The sequence below is a fragment of the Stutzerimonas balearica DSM 6083 genome (genome assembly GCF_000818015.1).
GTDB lineage: Bacteria > Pseudomonadota > Gammaproteobacteria > Pseudomonadales > Pseudomonadaceae > Stutzerimonas > Stutzerimonas balearica.
In genome coordinates, this window is the sequence record NZ_CP007511.1 from 1,547,935 (window position 1) to 1,563,951 (window position 16,017).

The following is a 16,017-nucleotide window of genomic DNA, read 5'->3' on the forward strand; positions in this document are numbered from 1 at the left end:
CAGCGAATAAGTCGACCTATGTTCAGACCGCTGTCCGTGTTCATCGGAGCGCGCTATACACGCGCCAAGCGCCGCAGCCTGTTCGTCTCCTTCATTTCCTTCACCTCGATGATCGGCTTGGCCCTGGGCGTGCTGGTGATGATCCTGGTCCTGTCAGTGATGAATGGCTTCGATCATGAGATGCGTACCCGTGTGCTTGGCATGGTGCCGCACGCGACCCTCGAACGCGCCGTTCCAATCGATGGCTGGGAGGCGCTCGCCGAGCGAATCCAGGCCAACCCACAGGTGGCGGCCGTCGCCCCGTTCATCCAGGCCCAGGGTCTGCTGACCAATCGAGGTCAGGTGAGCAAGATCCTGATCAACGCGGTCGATCCAACGGCAGAGCGCAGGGTTTCGATCATCGATCAGTTCTTCCGCGAGGGCTCGCTGGACGACCTGGCCCCGGGTGAGTTCGGCATTGTCATCGGCGACAAGGCGGCGCAGAAACTCGGCCTTGCCGTCGGTGACAAGGTGACGTTCGTTGCTCCGGAAGTGACCGTCACGCCGGCGGGGATGTTTCCGCGCATGAAGCGCTTCACCGTGACAGGCATCTTCCATGTCGGCGCTGGCGAGATCGACGGCTACGTTGCGATGGCGAATATTGCTGACCTGGCACGTCTCAAGCGCTGGAAACCCGGGCAGGTGCAGGGGCTGCGGCTGCGCTTCGAAGACTTGTTCCAGGCGCCTCGCATCGCCTGGGAGTTGGCCGGCCAGCTGGGTGAGGACTACTACTCGCGCGATTGGACGCGTACGCACGGCAACCTCTATCAGGCCATTCGCATGGAAAAGGCGATGATCGGGCTGCTGCTGCTGCTGATCGTGGCCGTGGCCGCCTTCAACATCATCTCGACACTGGTCATGGTCGTTACCGACAAACGGGGCGATATCGCCATCCTGCGCACGCTGGGGGCTACGTCGCGGCAGATCATGGCGATCTTTATGGTCCAGGGCACGGTCATCGGCGTGGTCGGCACGCTGGTCGGAGCCGTACTTGGCATCCTCGCCGCGCTGAACGTCAGTGACGGCATCGCCTGGCTGGAGCGGCTGATCGGGCACAAATTTCTCAATGCGGACGTCTATTTCATCGACTATCTGCCGTCCCGTCTGCTGGCTGCCGACGTGATCCAGGTCTGCGTCGCGGCACTGCTGCTGAGTTTCCTTGCCACGCTGTATCCGGCCTGGCGTGCCGCGCGCACGCAGCCGGCCGAAGCGCTACGTTATGAGTGAGCTGGCCATGAATGCTGCAAATCCCGAAAGCGCCGTCCTGAGTTGCCGCAACCTGGGCAAACGCTACGATCAGGGCCCGGAATCGGTCGAGGTGCTCGGCAATCTCGAACTGGAGCTCTTTCCCGGCGAGCGTGTCGCCATCGTCGGCAGCTCCGGCTCCGGCAAAAGCACCTTGCTCAACCTGCTCGGCGGGCTCGATACGCCCAGCGAGGGCAGCGTCTGGCTTGCGGGCGAGCAGCTTTCAGCGCTCAACGAGAAGGAGCGTGGACTGCTGCGCAATCGGGCGCTTGGTTTCGTCTATCAGTTTCACCATCTCCTGCCTGAGTTCACTGCGCTCGAGAACGTTTGCATGCCTCTGCTCATCGGCCGAACCGACCTCTCCGAGGCACGACGGCGCTCGACCGAATTGCTCGAGCGGGTAGGGCTTGGCCATCGTCTGGAGCACAAGCCCGCCGAGCTTTCCGGCGGCGAGCGGCAGCGTGTGGCTATCGCCCGTGCGCTGGTCAACCGCCCGGCGCTGGTCCTGCTCGACGAGCCGACCGGCAATTTGGATCACCATACGGCGCAAGGCATTCAGGAGCTGATGCTCGAACTCAGTCGCTCGCTGCGCACGGCGTTTCTGGTGGTGACCCACGACCCGCAGCTGGCGGCTCAGATGGACAAGATCCTGCGCCTGCAGGATGGCCGCCTGGTGGCTGAATGATGTTTCGTCCGCTCAGCCTGTTCATTGGCAGTCGCTACACCCGGGCCAAGCGCCGAAACCACTACATCTCGTTCATTTCGCTGACCTCGTTGATCGGCCTGGCGCTAGGCGTGCTGGCCATGATCCTGGTGCTGTCGGTGATGAACGGCTTCCAGCGTGAAATGAGCGCGCGCATCCTCGGGATGATTCCCCATGCGACGATCTTCGGCCCGGAACCGATCGAAGACTGGCAGTCGCTCGCGGCACGGATCGGGAAGCAGCCGCAGGTACTCGGCGCCGCGCCGCTTACCCAGCTCGAGGGCATGCTCTCCTACAAGGGCGCCATGCAGCCGGTGCAGATCAGCGGGATCGAGCCAAGCGCCGAGGCGCGGGTATCGATCGTCGCTTCGCGCATGATCGCAGGTCGCCTCGACGACTTGCGTCCCGGTGACTACGGCGTGGTGCTGGGGGTGATCACGGCCAGGCGCTTCGGGCTCTCGGTAGGTGACAAGCTGACGCTCATCGTGCCTGAACCGAGTGATGCTCCCGGTGGCGTCACGCCGCGCATGCAGCGGCTGACCGTGGTTGGCCTATTCAAAGTGGGCGCCGATCTCGACGGCAGCCTGGTGATGATCCATCGTGCCGACGCCGCGGCCATTCAGCGCTGGCCGGCCGAGCAGGTTCAGGGCGTGCGAGTGCGCCTCGCCGATCTGTACCAGGCGCCGGCTATCGCGGCCCGGATCGCCGCCACCTTGGGGCCGGGCTATCACGCTGAAGACTGGTCGAAGACGCAGGGTAGCCTGTTCAGCGCGATGAAGATGGAAAAGACCATGATCGGGCTGTTACTGATGCTGATCGTCGCGGTCGCCGCCTTCAACATCATCGCCACGCTGATCATGGTCGTTGCCGACAAGCGGGCGGACATCGCCATCCTGCGCACGCTGGGCGCCACGCCTCGGCAGATCATGGCGATCTTCATGGTGCAGGGCAGCATTATCGGCCTGAGTGGCACGCTGATCGGCGTGGTGCTGGGTGTGCTCGGCGCGCTCAATGTCAGTTCGCTGGTGGGTTGGCTCGAGCGCGTGTCGGGCCAGCACATCTTCAGCTCGGACGTCTATTTCATCAGCAGCCTGCCATCAGAGCTGCAGGTACTGGATGTCGTGGTCGTGGCTGCGGTGGCGCTTTCGCTCAGCTTTCTGGCGACCCTCTATCCAGCCTGGCGCGCCGCGCAGACGCAGCCGGCCGAGGCATTGCGCTACGAGTGAGGCTCAGCGGCGCCCGTGCTGGCGCCGACGCCAGCTGCGGCCGACCCACCAGCGCCAGTAGGCCTGGGTGCCGAAGTAGCCCAGCAGGGCCAGAACCGCAGCCATCACCAGCGAGCCCAGGTACAGGGGCTGCCAGTTATCCCTGAGCAGATGCGTCACCCAGGCCAGGCTCAACTCCTCTGGCATTCCGATCGCCGGTGTATCCATCAGCCAGGCGCCGAGCTTGTAGTTGCAATAAAACACCGGCGGCATCGTCAGCGGGTTGGTCAGCCAGACCAGGCCGATGGCGATCGGCAGATTGGCTCTGGCAGGGAGCGCACAGAGCGCCGCTGCGAGCATCTGCATGGGCATCGGAATCATTGCCCAGAACAGGCCGATGCCCATCGCGCGGGCAACTGAGTGGCGGTTCAGGTGCCAGAGATTGGGATCGTGAATCAGGCCGCCAAGAAATCTCAGTGACTTGTTACCCTTGATGCGGTCGGGGTGGGGCATGTAGCGCTTGAAGATACGACGCGGCATGTCGGGACTCGGGTGTACGTGAGCGCGTAATTATGCCGTGCTCCGAGGCTCTCGCCGACAGAACTTTTGTCACAGGCTTGTGCGCCGCTACGGATTGCGGCGGGCAGGTTTTCTGCGGCTGCGGCCGGCTTGCCAGGAGGGCATATGAAGGCGCGCACAGGGATGGCTGCGCTGGCGGTGGGTTTGCTGGTGCCGCGCTGGCTGCCCGAGTTGCCGGCAGGCGCTCTGTTGGCACTGCTGGGTGCAACGGCGGTTGGCGCGATGTGCTGGAAGCGCACGCGCCCCTTTGCGTGTTTCGCCTTGGGCCTGGTATGGGCCTGTTGGCAGGCGCAGCTCGCCCTCGATGACCGACTCCCGGTCGATCTGGATGGCCGCACCTTCTGGCTCGAGGGCGTGATCGTCGGCTTGCCTGCAACCATCGACGGGGTGGTTCGCTTCGAACTGACCGATATCCAGTCGCGCCATGCCGGCCTGCCGTCGCGCCTTCGCCTTGGCTGGCACGGCGGGCCTGCGCTTCGGGCCGGTGAGCGCTGGCGACTCGCGGCACGTCTGAAACGGCCTCGCGCAATGGTCAATCCACAGACCTTCGACTATGAGGCCTGGCTGCTCTCAAGGCACATCGGCGCGACAGGTACGGTAAAGGCTGGCGAGCGAGTCGCGGCCTCCGTCACGGCCGCCGGCTGGCGCGATGCGCTCAGGCAGCGGCTGGCTGCGCTCGATGCCCATGGTCGCTCGGGTGCGATTGCGGCGCTGGTCGTCGGCGACGACTCCGGGCTCACGCCCGGCGATTGGCAGATCCTGCAGGACACCGGCACGGTGCACTTACTGGTAATTTCCGGTCAGCATGTGGCGATGCTGGCTGGGCTGCTCTATGGGCTGGTCCATTTGCTCTACCGTCTGGGCTGCTGGCCTTCGCGCCTGCCGTGGCTGCCGGTTGCATGCGGTCTCGCTTTCGGCGGCGCCCTGGGCTATGCCTGGCTGGCGGGGTTCGAGGTGCCGGTACAGCGCGCCTGTGTAATGGTTGCGGCAGTGCTGCTTTGGCGGCTGCGCTACCGGCATCTCGGCGTCTGGTTCCCCTTGCTGCTCGCGTTGGTCCTGGTGCTGCTGGCCAACCCGCTGGTCAGCCTGCAGCCAGGGTTCTGGCTGTCGTTCGCTGCAGTCGCGTTGCTGGTGTGGGTCTTTGCCGGCCGGCTCGGGGCTGCCGGCTGGTGGCGCACGCTCTTGCGTGCGCAGTGGGCAATGACGCTCGGCCTGCTACCGATGATGTTGATGCTCGGGCTTCCGGTCAGCTTCAGCGGGCCGCTTGCCAACCTCGTAGCGGTACCCTGGGTCAGCCTGACCGTTCCGTTTGCCCTTGTGGGAACTGCCGCGCTTTATCTACCGCTGGGGCTCGGGGAGAGCCTGCTGAATGGGGTAGGTTGGTCATTGCAGGGCTTGTTCGGCTTGCTGGCCTGGGTCGCTGGCTGGCAGCCGGCCTGGCTCGCGCCGCAAGCCTCCGGCTGGATGCTGCTGGCCGCGAGCCTTGGGGCGCTGATTCTGCTGCTGCCGGCAGGCATTCCGTTCCGTCTGTTCGGCGGTCTCCTGATGCTGCCCTTGCTTTTCGTCGGCAGCGAACGGCCCCCTCCGGGACGTGCCGAGATCCATGTGCTGGATGTCGGTCAAGGGCTGTCAGTCCTGGTCCGCACGCAGGGCCACGATCTGCTCTACGATGCCGGCCCCCGTTATGGTCGCTTCGATATCGGCGAGCGCGTGGTGGTGCCTTCGTTACGTCGACTGGGGACCCGACAGCTTGATCTTTTGTTGCTCAGCCACGCCGACAGTGACCATGCTGGTGGCGCCCAGGCGGTACTTCGCTCTTTGCCGGTGCGCCGGATGCTAAGCGGTGAGGCGCAGGCATTGGACCTTCCGGCTGTAGAGGACTGCCGGCCCGGCGAACGCTGGCGCTGGGATGAGGTGCGCTTCGAGACATGGCGCTGGCTGCGTGCAGGCGACGGAAACCAGGCGTCCTGCGTGCTGGCGGTCGAGGCCGCCGGCGAACGGATTCTGCTGACGGGCGATCTGGACAGCGCCGCCGAGCAGGCCCTGCTCGGCAGCCGCTTTAACCCTCGAAGCGACTGGTTGCTGCTTGGACATCATGGCAGCCGCACTTCGACTTCTGTCGCCTTTCTCTCGGCCGTTGCGCCAAGCGCGGCGTTGGTGTCGCGTAGCGCACACAACCCGTTCGGGCACCCGCACTCCGAGGTGCTGCATCGTTTGGATGAGGCGGGCATACCGCTCTACGACACGGCTCGGGACGGCGCCTTGCGCATAGTACTGGGCAGCTTCACTGCGCCCCAGGGTTTACGCTGGGAGCGTCGGTTCTGGCGGGAAAATGAGAACGGCAGCCGTCGGCTGGCGGCAGGCCCTGTGCTAGAGTGACGCGGTTTTTTCGAGGGGGATTCGACTCGTGTGGGAGCTGGTCAAAGCTGGCGGCTGGATAATGCTGCCGATCATTCTGTGTTCAATCGTTGCGGCCGCCATCATCGCTGAGCGGCTGTGGACCTTGCGTCCGAGTCGCGTCACGCCTCCGCACCTGCTCGGTCAGGTATGGAAGTGGATCAAAGACAAGCAGCTCAGCAACCAGAAACTCAAGGAACTGCGTGCCGATTCGCCACTCGGTGAGATTCTTGCCGCGGGCCTCGCCAACTCCAAGCGCGGGCGGGAAATCATGAAGGAGTGCATCGAGGAAGCGGCCGCTCGCGTGGTCCACGACCTGGAGCGCTACCTGAACGCCCTGGGCACCATCGCTGGTATCGCGCCATTACTCGGGTTGCTCGGCACGGTGCTGGGCATGATCGAGATTTTCAGCTCCTTCATGGGCTCCGGCATGGCCAATGCGCCACAACTGGCCGGCGGCATATCCAAGGCGCTGATCACCACCGCGGCGGGGCTGATGGTGGCCATTCCCGCACTGTTCTTTCATCGTTTTCTCAGCCGGCGAGTCGATGAATTGGTCGTGGGCATGGAGCAGGAGGCGATCAAGCTGGTCGAGGTGGTTCAGGGCGACCGTGATGTCGACCTCAGCGAGGGCCGGCCGTGAAGTTTCGCCGCAAGCCGCGGGAGAACGTCGATATCGGGCTTGCGCCGCTGATCGATGTTGTATTCATTCTGCTGCTCTTTTTCGTGGTAACCACGACCTTCACCCGAGAAACCCAGCTGAAGGTCGATTTGCCCGAGGCGGCCAGCGGGACGCCGCCACAGCAGACCGAGGTCAAGCAGCTCGAAGTAGTGATCGACATCGAAGGCAACTATTCGCTCAATGGCAAGGCGCTGCTCAAAAGCGATCTCGACGCCCTCATGGCTGCGCTGAGCAAGGAGTCTGGCGGCGATAACAGCCTGCCGTTGATCATCAGTGCCGATGGCAAGACACCCCATCAGGCCGTGATCACTGCGATGGACGCCGCCGGCAAGCTCGGCTTCGCTCATCTGCGGATCACCACGGTCGAGGCGCAGGCTGCGCCCTGATGACGCTCGCGCAAAAACTTCAGCGCGCCTGGTACCAGGGGCACCCGGCATTAGCCTTGCTGGGCCCGCTCGAGGCGTTGTATCGCATGGTCGTCACACGCAAGCGGCAGCGTTTCCTGCAGGGCATGACTGCCAGCTATCGAGCGCCGGTTCCAGTTGTCGTGGTGGGCAACATTACGGTCGGTGGTACAGGCAAGACGCCGCTGATCCTGTGGCTGGTGGAGCATTGCCGGGCCCGCGGGCTACGTGTCGGGGTGGTCAGTCGCGGTTACGGTGCGCAGCCGCCGGCACATCCCTGGCGCGTCACTTGCGATCAGGATGCCAGGACGGCTGGCGACGAGCCGTTGCTGATCGTGCAGCGCACCGGCGTCGCATTGATGATCGATCCCGACCGCGCCCGCGCGGTACAGGCACTGCTGCAGGCCGAGCCGATCGATCTCGTGCTCTGTGACGATGGTTTGCAGCACTACGGTCTGGGCCGCGATTTGGAGTTGGTCCTGATCGACGCGGCGCGAGGCTTGGGTAATGGCCGCTGCCTGCCAGCTGGCCCGCTGCGAGAGCCAGCCAGCCGCCTGGAGTCCGTGGACGCGGTACTGTACAACGGCGGTACGACGCAAGCCGATGCCTTCGGCTTCAGCCTGCAACCGAGTGGGCTGGTCGAAATCGTCAGCGGCCGGGTAATGCCGGTGAATCATCTGGCATCGCTGCAGGCCGTGCATGCGGTCGCCGGTATCGGCAATCCAGAGCGTTTCTTCGCTACGCTCGAGGCGCTAAACTGGCGGCCGATTCCGCATCCCTTCGCCGATCACGCCGTGTATACCCCCGAGCAGCTCAGTTTTGCTCCGGAGCTGCCGCTGGTGATGACCGAGAAGGACGCGGTCAAATGCCGGGCGTTCGCGCGTCCCGGCTGGTATTACCTGGAAGTGCAGGCCAGGCCCTGCGATGCCTTCATTGCCTGGTTCGATGAACAACTGGCCCGCCTGATTCCCGTCCACACCTAAGTCGCTCGCCTGCCGCTGCAGTCGAACGCCCCCAAAGGACTGCGCAATGGATACCAAACTGCTCGATATTCTGGCGTGCCCGCTGTGCAAAGGGCCGTTGAAGCTCGCCGATGACAAGTCTGAGCTGATCTGCAAGGCGGATGGTCTCGCCTACCCGGTACGAGACGGCATTCCGGTGATGCTCGAAAGCGAGGCGAGAACGCTGGATGTAGACGAGCGCCTGGACAAATGAGCACGGATTTCTGCGTTGTCATTCCAGCGCGTTTTGCTTCTACACGTCTGCCGGGCAAACCGTTGCAGGACATCGCCGGCCTGCCAATGATCCAGCACGTCTGGACCCAGGCCTGCAAGAGTTCGGCACGTCAGGTTGTGGTTGCGACCGATGATCCGCGCATCGTCGATGCCTGTCATCGCTTCGGGGCCGAGGTCGTGCTGACTGCACCGGAGCACAATTCCGGTACCGACCGGCTTGCGGAGGTGGCAGCACGACTGGGGCTGGCGGCCGATGCCATCGTGGTCAACGTGCAGGGCGACGAACCGTTGATACCGCCAACGGTGATCGATCAGGTTGCGGCCAATCTGGCGGATCATCCCGAGGCGGCGATTGCCACGCTCGCCGAGCCGCTGCTCGACGCCGCCGGGCTGTTCAATCCCAACGTGGTAAAAGTCTTGTCGGACATGAACGGTCTGGCGCTGACCTTTACGCGTGCGCCTCTGCCATGGGCGCGCGACGCCTTTGCGGCGAGCCGGGACCAGCTGCCGGCGGGTGTGCCGTACCGCCGGCATATCGGTATCTACGCCTATCGTGCCGGTTTTCTCGCTGACTTCGTGGCCTGGGGACCTTGCTGGCTGGAAGATGTGGAATGCCTGGAGCAGCTCCGCGCGCTCTGGCATGGCAAAAGGATCCATGTCGCCGATGCCGTCGAGCCGCCTCCCGCCGGCGTGGATACCATGGAGGATCTCGAGCGAGTTCGCCGCCTGCTGGGGCATGCGCAGTGAAGATACTCTTCGTCTGCCTCGGCAATATCTGTCGTTCGCCGACTGCCGAAGGCGTATTTCGTCAGCGTTTGCGTCATGCCGGTCTGGAAGCGCGCGTCGTGGTCGACTCGGCTGGCACTGCAGGCTGGCACCGGGGAAAGGCGCCCGATGCACGTTCCTGCATGGCGGCCGCGGCGCGTGGATACGAGCTGTCAGGCTTGCGTGCGCGCCAGGTAGCGCTAGACGACTTCCAGCGCTTCGATCTGATACTGGCGATGGATCACGATAACCTTGCCCACCTGCAAGCGATGCAGCCAGCCGGCTCCCGGGCCGAGACCGACCTGTTCTTGCGTCGCTATGGCATAGGCTGCGACGCGGTGCCCGATCCTTACCATGGCGGCGAGGAAGGCTTCCAGCAGGTGTTGGATCTGATCGAGCAGGCGGCTGACGGCCTGCTGCACGAAGTGCAGGAGCGGCTGTGACCCTGCGTATCGAGCGCGACCACTCGCTCAAGGCCTTGAACAGTTTTGGACTCGAGCAGCGAGCGCGAGTCTACGCCGAGGCGCATGACGAAGCCGATGTCGCGGCTGCGGCCGCCTTTGCCGTGGCCGAAGGCTTGGCGCTCATGCCGCTGGGCGGCGGCAGCAACCTGCTGCTGACGCGCGATATCGATGCCCTTGTGTTGCGTCTGGCAAACCGAGGACGGCGAATCCTGCGGGCGGATTGCGGCGGCGTGATCGTGGAGGCAGAGGCCGGTGAACCCTGGCATCCGTTTGTGCTATGGACGCTAGATCGCGGTCTGGTGGGGCTGGAGAATCTGAGCCTGATTCCGGGGACCGTTGGCGCTGCACCGATCCAGAATATCGGCGCCTACGGCGTGGAAATCCGCGATGTGTTCGAGGGGCTCACCGCTTACGATCTCTGGCACAGGCGGATCTGTGAAATGTCGCTGAGCGATTGTGCCTTCGACTATCGCGACAGCCTGTTCAAGCGCCAGGCGGGACGTTACGTGATATTGCGCGTCAGGTTTCGCCTGGCACACGATGCCAAGTTGCACCTCGATTACGGGCCGATCAGGCAGAGGCTTGCGGAGTTGGGCGTCACCCAACCGACCGCTGTCGACGTAAGCCGCGCCGTCTGCACGATACGGAGCGAGAAGCTGCCCGATCCCAAGGAGCTTGGAAACGCCGGCAGCTTCTTCAAGAATCCGGTCGTGTCTACCGAGCAGCTTGAGCGGTTGCGACGACAGTTTCCCGATGTCGTGGCCTACCCCCAGGGTGATGATCGGGCCAAGCTGGCTGCCGGGTGGCTGATCGATCGGGCCGGCTGGAAAGGCTTTCGGGAGGGCGACGCTGGCGTCCATCGCGCCCAGGCCCTTGTGCTGGTCAATTACGGTCACGCCACCGGTAAGGAGATATTGGCCTTGGCGCAGCGGATTCAGGCTGACGTGTACAGGCGATTCGCCGTCGAGTTGGAAATCGAGCCCAACGTGCTTTGACATCCGCTGCTTGCGGTCTTGCCTGAAACGAAAAAGCCCCGGTGATACCGGGGCTCTTTCGTTTCAGGGCACACAACGTGTGCCCTGGTTTCCAGGCGTCAGGCCTTCGGCTTGTCATCCTGTTCCGGCTCAACTTCCGGCGCGGAGGAGGGCTCAGCCTCGTCCTGCTTGGTCGCTTCGTCGGTAGGTCGATGCGCCATTTCGCCGCCCTCGGACTCACTCGGTTCAACGGCTGGAGCGGTGTCCTCAGCCAGCACCACGGGTGCTTCCGGCGTGCCGGTCAGGGCTTCCGCGCGTTCGTTCTCCTCGGTCGTCCTGTTTTCCTGGCTGGCCGGCGGCGTTACCACAATCTCCGGGCTGGCTGCAGCCTGCTCTTCGACCGGCGCGGGCTGGGCAGCTGCTTCGGCCTCAGCCTTGGCTGCCTCCTGTGCGAGGCGTTCGGCTTCACGCTGGCGGCGGCGAACTTCGCGTGGGTCGTTCGGTGCGCGACCAGCCGGCCGCACGGGTGCGATGACCTCGCTGGCAGGCGCTTCGACAGCAGCCGCTTCAGTGGCCGGTGCTTCGGTCGGCTCTGCTACCGGCACGGCTGGGGCGACTTCTGCTTCTATTTCGGCGACTGGCGCAACGGGCTGCTCGGCTTCGGCCTGCGGTGCAGGCTGTGGCTCTGCACCCAGCGTTGCCGCTTCGGCCGCAGCTTCCGGCTGCTGTTCGGCAGGGATCGCTGACGGCTGGGCCGCCTCGGTATCTGCTGAATTGGCGGCCAGTGCAGCGGCGGTGGCTGCGACTGCGATCTCTTCGGTTTTCACCGGCGCGTTGCTTTCGTCGATTTCCTCGATTTCATTCCCGTTGGCGTCGCGTTGGCGCTCACGACGGTTGCTGCGTCGACGCTGGCCACGCGAGCGGCGGCGCGGGCGCTCGCCTTCGGCACCTTCCTGGGTTTCCTCGGCAGTCTCTTCCGCCTGAGTGCTCAGCACTTCCTCTTCGCTCGCAGCCGGCTCGTTGCGCGGGCGACGCTCCTCCCGGGGCGGTCTTGGCTTGCGTTCACTCGGCTCCTCGACGGCGCTCGATACTGCTTCGTCAAGCGGGGCACGCAGCTCGCGCTTGCGCTCTTCACGCGGTTGACGCTCTTCACGTGGCGCACGCTCACGCCGTGGCTGAGTGGACTCGGTGCCTTCGGCCTGCTCGCGGGGCTTGCGCTCCTCGCGCGGTGGACGAGGCTGACGCTCTTCACGAGGAGCACGCTCTTCGCGAGGCTGACGCTCTTCGCGCGCTTGGCGTTCTTCGCGCGGCTTGCGGTCTTCGTCCCGATTGCGCCCATCGCGGCGACGGTTCTGCTGACGGCCGGAGCGACGCTCGTCGTTTCGCGGTTGGCGGCTGGTGGCGGGCTTCTGCTCGGTGACGGCAGCTACCTCAGGCTCCTGCTTGCCGGCGAAAAGGCCAACAAGCGACTTGATCAGCCCTTTGAACAGGCTGGGCTCTGGCGTCGCCGGTGCGGGTGCCGCGGCCGGGGTTTCGGCAACGGGTTCGGCCGGAGTCGGTGCCGGAGCGGTACGCTGAGGCGCGGTTTTAACGGCGGCCTCCTGGCGGACCAGTGTGCGCGTCGAGCTGATCGGCTGAACCTCGTCGGCCTCGGTCTGAGCCATCTCGTAGCTGGCCTTGCCGGCGATGATGTCGGGGCTATCGTCACGCAGGCGCTGCACTTCGAAGTGCGGAGTTTCGAGATGATCGTCCGGCAGGATGAAGATGCGCGCTCGCGTGCGCAGCTCGATCTTGGTGATCGCGTTGCGCTTTTCATTGAGCAGGAAGGCCGCTACCTGGAAGGGCACGCGCGCGCGGACTTCGGCGGTGCGATCCTTCAGAGCCTCTTCTTCGATCAGGCGCAGAATGGCGAGGGAAAGCGATTCTACGTCGCGGATGATTCCTTGGCCGTTGCAGCGGGGGCATACGATGCCGCTCGTCTCGCCGAGCGACGGCCGCAGACGTTGACGCGACATTTCCAGCAGGCCGAAGCGGGAAATACGGCCGACCTGGATACGGGCGCGGTCGGCTTCCAGTGCTTCGCGCACTTTCTCTTCGACGGCGCGCTGATTCTTGGCCGGTGTCATGTCGATGAAGTCGATGACGATCAGGCCGCCAATGTCGCGCAGACGCAGTTGGCGAGCGATTTCTTCGGCCGCCTCCAGGTTGGTCTGCAAGGCGGTTTCCTCGATGTCGCCGCCTTTGGTTGCGCGCGCCGAGTTGATGTCGATCGAAACCAGCGCCTCGGTCGGGTCGATTACGATGGAGCCGCCAGATGGCAGTTTCACTTCGCGTTGGAAGGCGGTTTCGATCTGGCTTTCGATCTGGAAGCGATTGAACAGCGGGACGCTGTCTTCGTACAGCTTGATCTTGCTCGCGTACTGCGGCATGACCTGCTGGATGAAGGAGAGTGCTTCGTTCTGTGCTTCGACGCTATCGATCAGTACCTCGCCGATGTCCTGGCGCAGGTAGTCGCGGATCGCGCGGATGATGACGTTCGATTCCTGGTAGATGAGGAACGGCGCGGCGCGGTCCTGGGAGGCTTCCTTGATGGCGCTCCACAGCTGGAGCAGGTAATCGAGGTCCCACTGCAGTTCTTCGCTGGAGCGGCCGAGGCCGGCCGTGCGGACGATCAGGCCCATGTCGGCCGGGACGTTGAGTCCGTTCAGCGCTTCGCGCAACTCGTTGCGTTCTTCACCCTCGATACGGCGCGAGATACCGCCAGCACGCGGGTTGTTCGGCATCAGCACCAGATAGCGGCCTGCCAGGCTGATAAAGGTGGTCAGCGCTGCACCTTTGTTGCCGCGCTCTTCCTTTTCGACCTGGACAATGACTTCCTGGCCTTCCTTCAGAACTTCCTTGATGTTGACCCGGCCGCCTTCTGGCGTTTTGGAGAAGTATTCGCGGGAGATTTCCTTGAGCGGCAGAAAACCGTGGCGCTCGGCGCCGAAATCGACGAAGGCAGCCTCAAGGCTGGGCTCCACGCGGGTAATACGACCCTTGTAGATATTGGCCTTTTTCTGCTCGCGGGCCCCGGATTCGATATCCAGGTCGAACAGGCGCTGGCCATCGACCAGTGCGACACGCAACTCTTCAGGCTGAGTTGCGTTTATTAGCATTCTTTTCATGTAGTACCGTCGGTTTCCGTGGCATCCGGAAACCGCGTTCGGCACACACGACTCTCGCGGTCGGTGTCAGGTGCGTCAGGAATGGTTGTAAGGCACTCCAGTGTCTAGCGATGTGGGGCCAGAAAAGGCCGGCGTCGCGACGACGTCTCCTGCTTGCTGTCTGAACAGAAGCAATGCGGGGAGGAGGAATCAGCTACCGATAGCGGACGAAACTAAGCGTCTAACAAGCCTGTGCTACGCCATCGGTTACTGTGCGTCTCCACCCAACACGCATACTTTGAAAATCGGGTGCCGCCCGCAGAATCCAGAGCGGTTGTCGATTTCGCGATTCCCCATTGAGGGCACGCATCATGTCTTCAAGGCTAATTTCGGTGTTTGCCTGCAACTCAGGAAACCCCGTCGGACGGCCTCACGTCCTCGAACCTTTTTCAACGAGTCGGAATGGCGTATCGCTTGCATTCCGGCCTGACCGCTTTTGGCGGCGTTCGCGACTATAACAGCAATGCCAGAGTGCTTCAAATAGACGAAATTGGTATCATGCCGCGATGACCAATACCCCCTCTCAGACCTCGGGCGTGCAGTTGCTCGAGGTGTCGCCGGAGCTTGCCGGCCAGCGCATCGATAATTTCCTACGTACTCAGCTTCGCGGTGTTCCCAAGACGCTCATCTATCGCATCTTGCGAAAGGGGGAGGTTCGCGTGAACAAGGGGCGAATCAAGCCCGAGTACAAATTGCAGGCTGGTGATGTAGTTCGCGTCCCGCCGCTGCGGCTGGCCGAGCGAGACGAGCCCGAGCCGTTGGCGCAGGGGCTGCTGGAGCGGCTCGAGGCCTGCATCGTTTACGAAGACAAGGCGCTGATTGTAATCAACAAGCCTGCCGGAATAGCCGTGCATGGCGGGAGTGGGCTGAGCTATGGCGTCATCGAGGTGCTTCGTCAGTTGCGTCCCGATGTGCGCGAGCTGGAGCTTGTGCACCGCCTGGACCGTGATACGTCCGGTCTATTGATGGTCGCCAAGAAGCGCAGCATGTTGCGGCACCTGCATCAGGCGCTGCGCAGCGATGGCGTCGACAAGCGCTACCTTGCGCTGGTGCGCGGTCGCTGGGAGGCGTCCAAGAAGCAGATCAGTGCGCCGCTGCAGAAAAACACGCTGCGTTCGGGTGAGCGCATGGTCGAGGTATCGGGCGATGGCAAGGAGGCGCTGACCCTGTTTCGTGTGGTGAGGCGCTTCGGTGATTTCGCTACGCTGGTCGAGGCCAAGCCGGTTACCGGGCGAACTCACCAGATCCGCGTGCATGCGAGGCATGCCGGCCACGCGATCGCTGGCGACAATAAATATGGTGACGAGGAATTCAGTCGCGTTATTCGCGAGCTGGGAGGCAAGCGGCTGTTTCTGCATGCCTACTCGCTGCGAGTGCCATTGCCCGAAGGGGGCGAGCTGACGCTCGAAGCGCCGGTCGATGAAGTATGGGGCAGGACCTTGGAGCGGCTGGGTGATTAACCGTTATCCGCTGTTGATCTTTGACTGGGATGGCACGCTGGTGGATTCCATCGCGCGGATCGTCGAGTCCATTCACGTCGCAGAGGCTGCGTGCGATCTGGCGCCGCAAAGCGACAAGGCGATCAGAGGTATCATCGGTCTTTCGTTGTCTGAAGCGTTTTGCGTCCTGTATCCCCATGTGATCGATGATGGGCGGCTCGTCGAGCATTTTCGCGCTGCCTACAGTGATCACTATCTGGCGCTCGAGTCCGAGCCGTCGCTTCTCTATCCGGGGGTCGCTGATACGTTGGCGCAGCTGCGCGAGCGTGGTCATCTGCTCGCTGTAGCGACCGGAAAGGGGCGGCGTGGGCTTGATCGCGTTCTGGCGGGGCAGGGCTGGCTGGATTTCTTCGATGTGACGCGGTGTGCGGACGAGACGGCGGGCAAGCCCGATCCTCTGATGCTTCACGAGATTCTGGCTTTCACGGGGCATCAGCCAGGGCAGGCGCTGATGGTCGGCGACTCGGTGTTTGACATGCAGATGGCGCAACGAGCAGGCGTGGATAGCGTGGCGGTGAGTTACGGGGCTCAGTCTGAAGCGGTGCTGCGAGAGTGGTGCCCGCGACTGGTCGTTGATGATTTCTCCGAGCTGGATGAATGGCTGGCGCGGTGTGATTGAG

At 63.6% G+C, this 16,017-nt stretch carries 15 protein-coding genes; 13 read left to right on the plus strand and 2 right to left on the minus strand.

Annotated features, from left to right (window positions below; genetic code table 11):
* Positions 1 to 18 precede the first annotated feature (18 nt).
* The 3 genes from CL52_RS07100 to CL52_RS07110 are packed head-to-tail and all read left to right on the plus strand — an operon-like array spanning position 19 to position 3,213.
* A complete protein-coding gene (locus tag CL52_RS07100) occupies positions 19 to 1,266 on the plus strand; it encodes a lipoprotein-releasing ABC transporter permease subunit (RefSeq protein ID WP_043219374.1) in 1,248 nt (415 codons plus the stop codon).
* Complete coding sequence (lolD, locus tag CL52_RS07105) at positions 1,259 to 1,969, plus strand: lipoprotein-releasing ABC transporter ATP-binding protein LolD (RefSeq protein ID WP_041106116.1); 711 nt, start codon at positions 1,259 to 1,261, stop codon at positions 1,967 to 1,969. The genes CL52_RS07100 and lolD overlap by 8 nt, the downstream gene beginning before the upstream one ends.
* The gene (locus CL52_RS07110; RefSeq protein WP_043222991.1) at positions 1,969 to 3,213 is read left to right on the plus strand and encodes a lipoprotein-releasing ABC transporter permease subunit; all 1,245 of its coding nucleotides are present in this window, start codon (positions 1,969 to 1,971) and stop codon (positions 3,211 to 3,213) included. The genes lolD and CL52_RS07110 overlap by 1 nt, the downstream gene beginning before the upstream one ends.
* Positions 3,214 to 3,216: 3 nt before the next feature.
* Here the strand turns inward: CL52_RS07110 and CL52_RS07115 are convergent, their stop codons facing one another.
* The gene (locus CL52_RS07115) at positions 3,217 to 3,732 is read right to left on the minus strand and encodes a DUF2062 domain-containing protein (RefSeq protein ID WP_043219377.1); all 516 of its coding nucleotides are present in this window, start codon (positions 3,730 to 3,732) and stop codon (positions 3,217 to 3,219) included.
* A 144-nt stretch (positions 3,733 to 3,876) separates the two neighbouring features.
* Between CL52_RS07115 and CL52_RS07120 the strand changes: the two genes are divergently transcribed.
* Genes CL52_RS07120 through murB form a run of 8 tightly spaced genes read left to right on the plus strand, consistent with a single transcriptional unit; the run spans position 3,877 to position 10,713 of the window.
* On the plus strand, positions 3,877 to 6,150 hold the full coding sequence (locus tag CL52_RS07120) for a DNA internalization-related competence protein ComEC/Rec2 (RefSeq protein ID WP_235366402.1): 2,274 nt from the start codon (positions 3,877 to 3,879) through the stop codon (positions 6,148 to 6,150).
* Positions 6,151 to 6,178: 28 nt separating this feature from the next.
* Complete coding sequence (gene pocA, locus CL52_RS07125) at positions 6,179 to 6,811, plus strand: flagellar polar localization protein PocA (protein ID WP_041106112.1); 633 nt, start codon at positions 6,179 to 6,181, stop codon at positions 6,809 to 6,811.
* Positions 6,808 to 7,236, plus strand: a complete 429-nt coding sequence (gene pocB / locus CL52_RS07130; RefSeq protein WP_041106110.1) for a flagellar polar localization protein PocB — start codon at positions 6,808 to 6,810, stop codon at positions 7,234 to 7,236. The genes pocA and pocB overlap by 4 nt, the downstream gene beginning before the upstream one ends.
* On the plus strand, positions 7,236 to 8,237 hold the full coding sequence (gene lpxK, locus CL52_RS07135; protein WP_043219380.1) for a tetraacyldisaccharide 4'-kinase: 1,002 nt from the start codon (positions 7,236 to 7,238) through the stop codon (positions 8,235 to 8,237). Before pocB ends, lpxK begins: the two co-directional genes overlap by 1 nt.
* Before the next feature lie 46 nt (positions 8,238 to 8,283).
* Positions 8,284 to 8,469 carry a Trm112 family protein gene (locus CL52_RS07140; protein WP_041106106.1) on the plus strand — a complete coding sequence of 62 codons (186 nt, stop codon included), beginning with the start codon at positions 8,284 to 8,286 and terminating at the stop codon, positions 8,467 to 8,469.
* A complete protein-coding gene (kdsB, locus tag CL52_RS07145; RefSeq protein WP_041106105.1) occupies positions 8,466 to 9,236 on the plus strand; it encodes a 3-deoxy-manno-octulosonate cytidylyltransferase in 771 nt (256 codons plus the stop codon). The genes CL52_RS07140 and kdsB overlap by 4 nt, the downstream gene beginning before the upstream one ends.
* Positions 9,233 to 9,697 (plus strand): low molecular weight protein-tyrosine-phosphatase, encoded by a 465-nt coding sequence (locus tag CL52_RS07150; protein ID WP_043219384.1) that lies wholly within the window; start codon positions 9,233 to 9,235, stop codon positions 9,695 to 9,697. The genes kdsB and CL52_RS07150 overlap by 4 nt, the downstream gene beginning before the upstream one ends.
* Positions 9,694 to 10,713: a UDP-N-acetylmuramate dehydrogenase gene (gene murB / locus CL52_RS07155; protein ID WP_043219387.1), complete on the plus strand. Its 1,020-nt coding sequence runs from the start codon at positions 9,694 to 9,696 to the stop codon at positions 10,711 to 10,713. Before CL52_RS07150 ends, murB begins: the two co-directional genes overlap by 4 nt.
* 98 nt (positions 10,714 to 10,811) lie before the next feature.
* On the opposite strand, the gene rne is transcribed toward murB, so the two are convergent.
* Positions 10,812 to 13,859, minus strand: coding sequence for a ribonuclease E (gene rne / locus CL52_RS07160; RefSeq protein ID WP_200889411.1), 3,048 nt, complete (start codon positions 13,857 to 13,859; stop codon positions 10,812 to 10,814).
* A 545-nt stretch (positions 13,860 to 14,404) separates the two neighbouring features.
* Here rne and rluC point away from each other — a divergent pair.
* Together rluC and CL52_RS07170 are read left to right on the plus strand one after the other, a co-directional pair.
* Positions 14,405 to 15,358 carry a 23S rRNA pseudouridine(955/2504/2580) synthase RluC gene (gene rluC / locus CL52_RS07165; protein ID WP_043219393.1) on the plus strand — a complete coding sequence of 318 codons (954 nt, stop codon included), beginning with the start codon at positions 14,405 to 14,407 and terminating at the stop codon, positions 15,356 to 15,358.
* Positions 15,354 to 16,016 carry an HAD-IA family hydrolase gene (locus CL52_RS07170; protein WP_043222995.1) on the plus strand — a complete coding sequence of 221 codons (663 nt, stop codon included), beginning with the start codon at positions 15,354 to 15,356 and terminating at the stop codon, positions 16,014 to 16,016. The genes rluC and CL52_RS07170 overlap by 5 nt, the downstream gene beginning before the upstream one ends.
* Position 16,017: the final 1 nt, after the last annotated feature.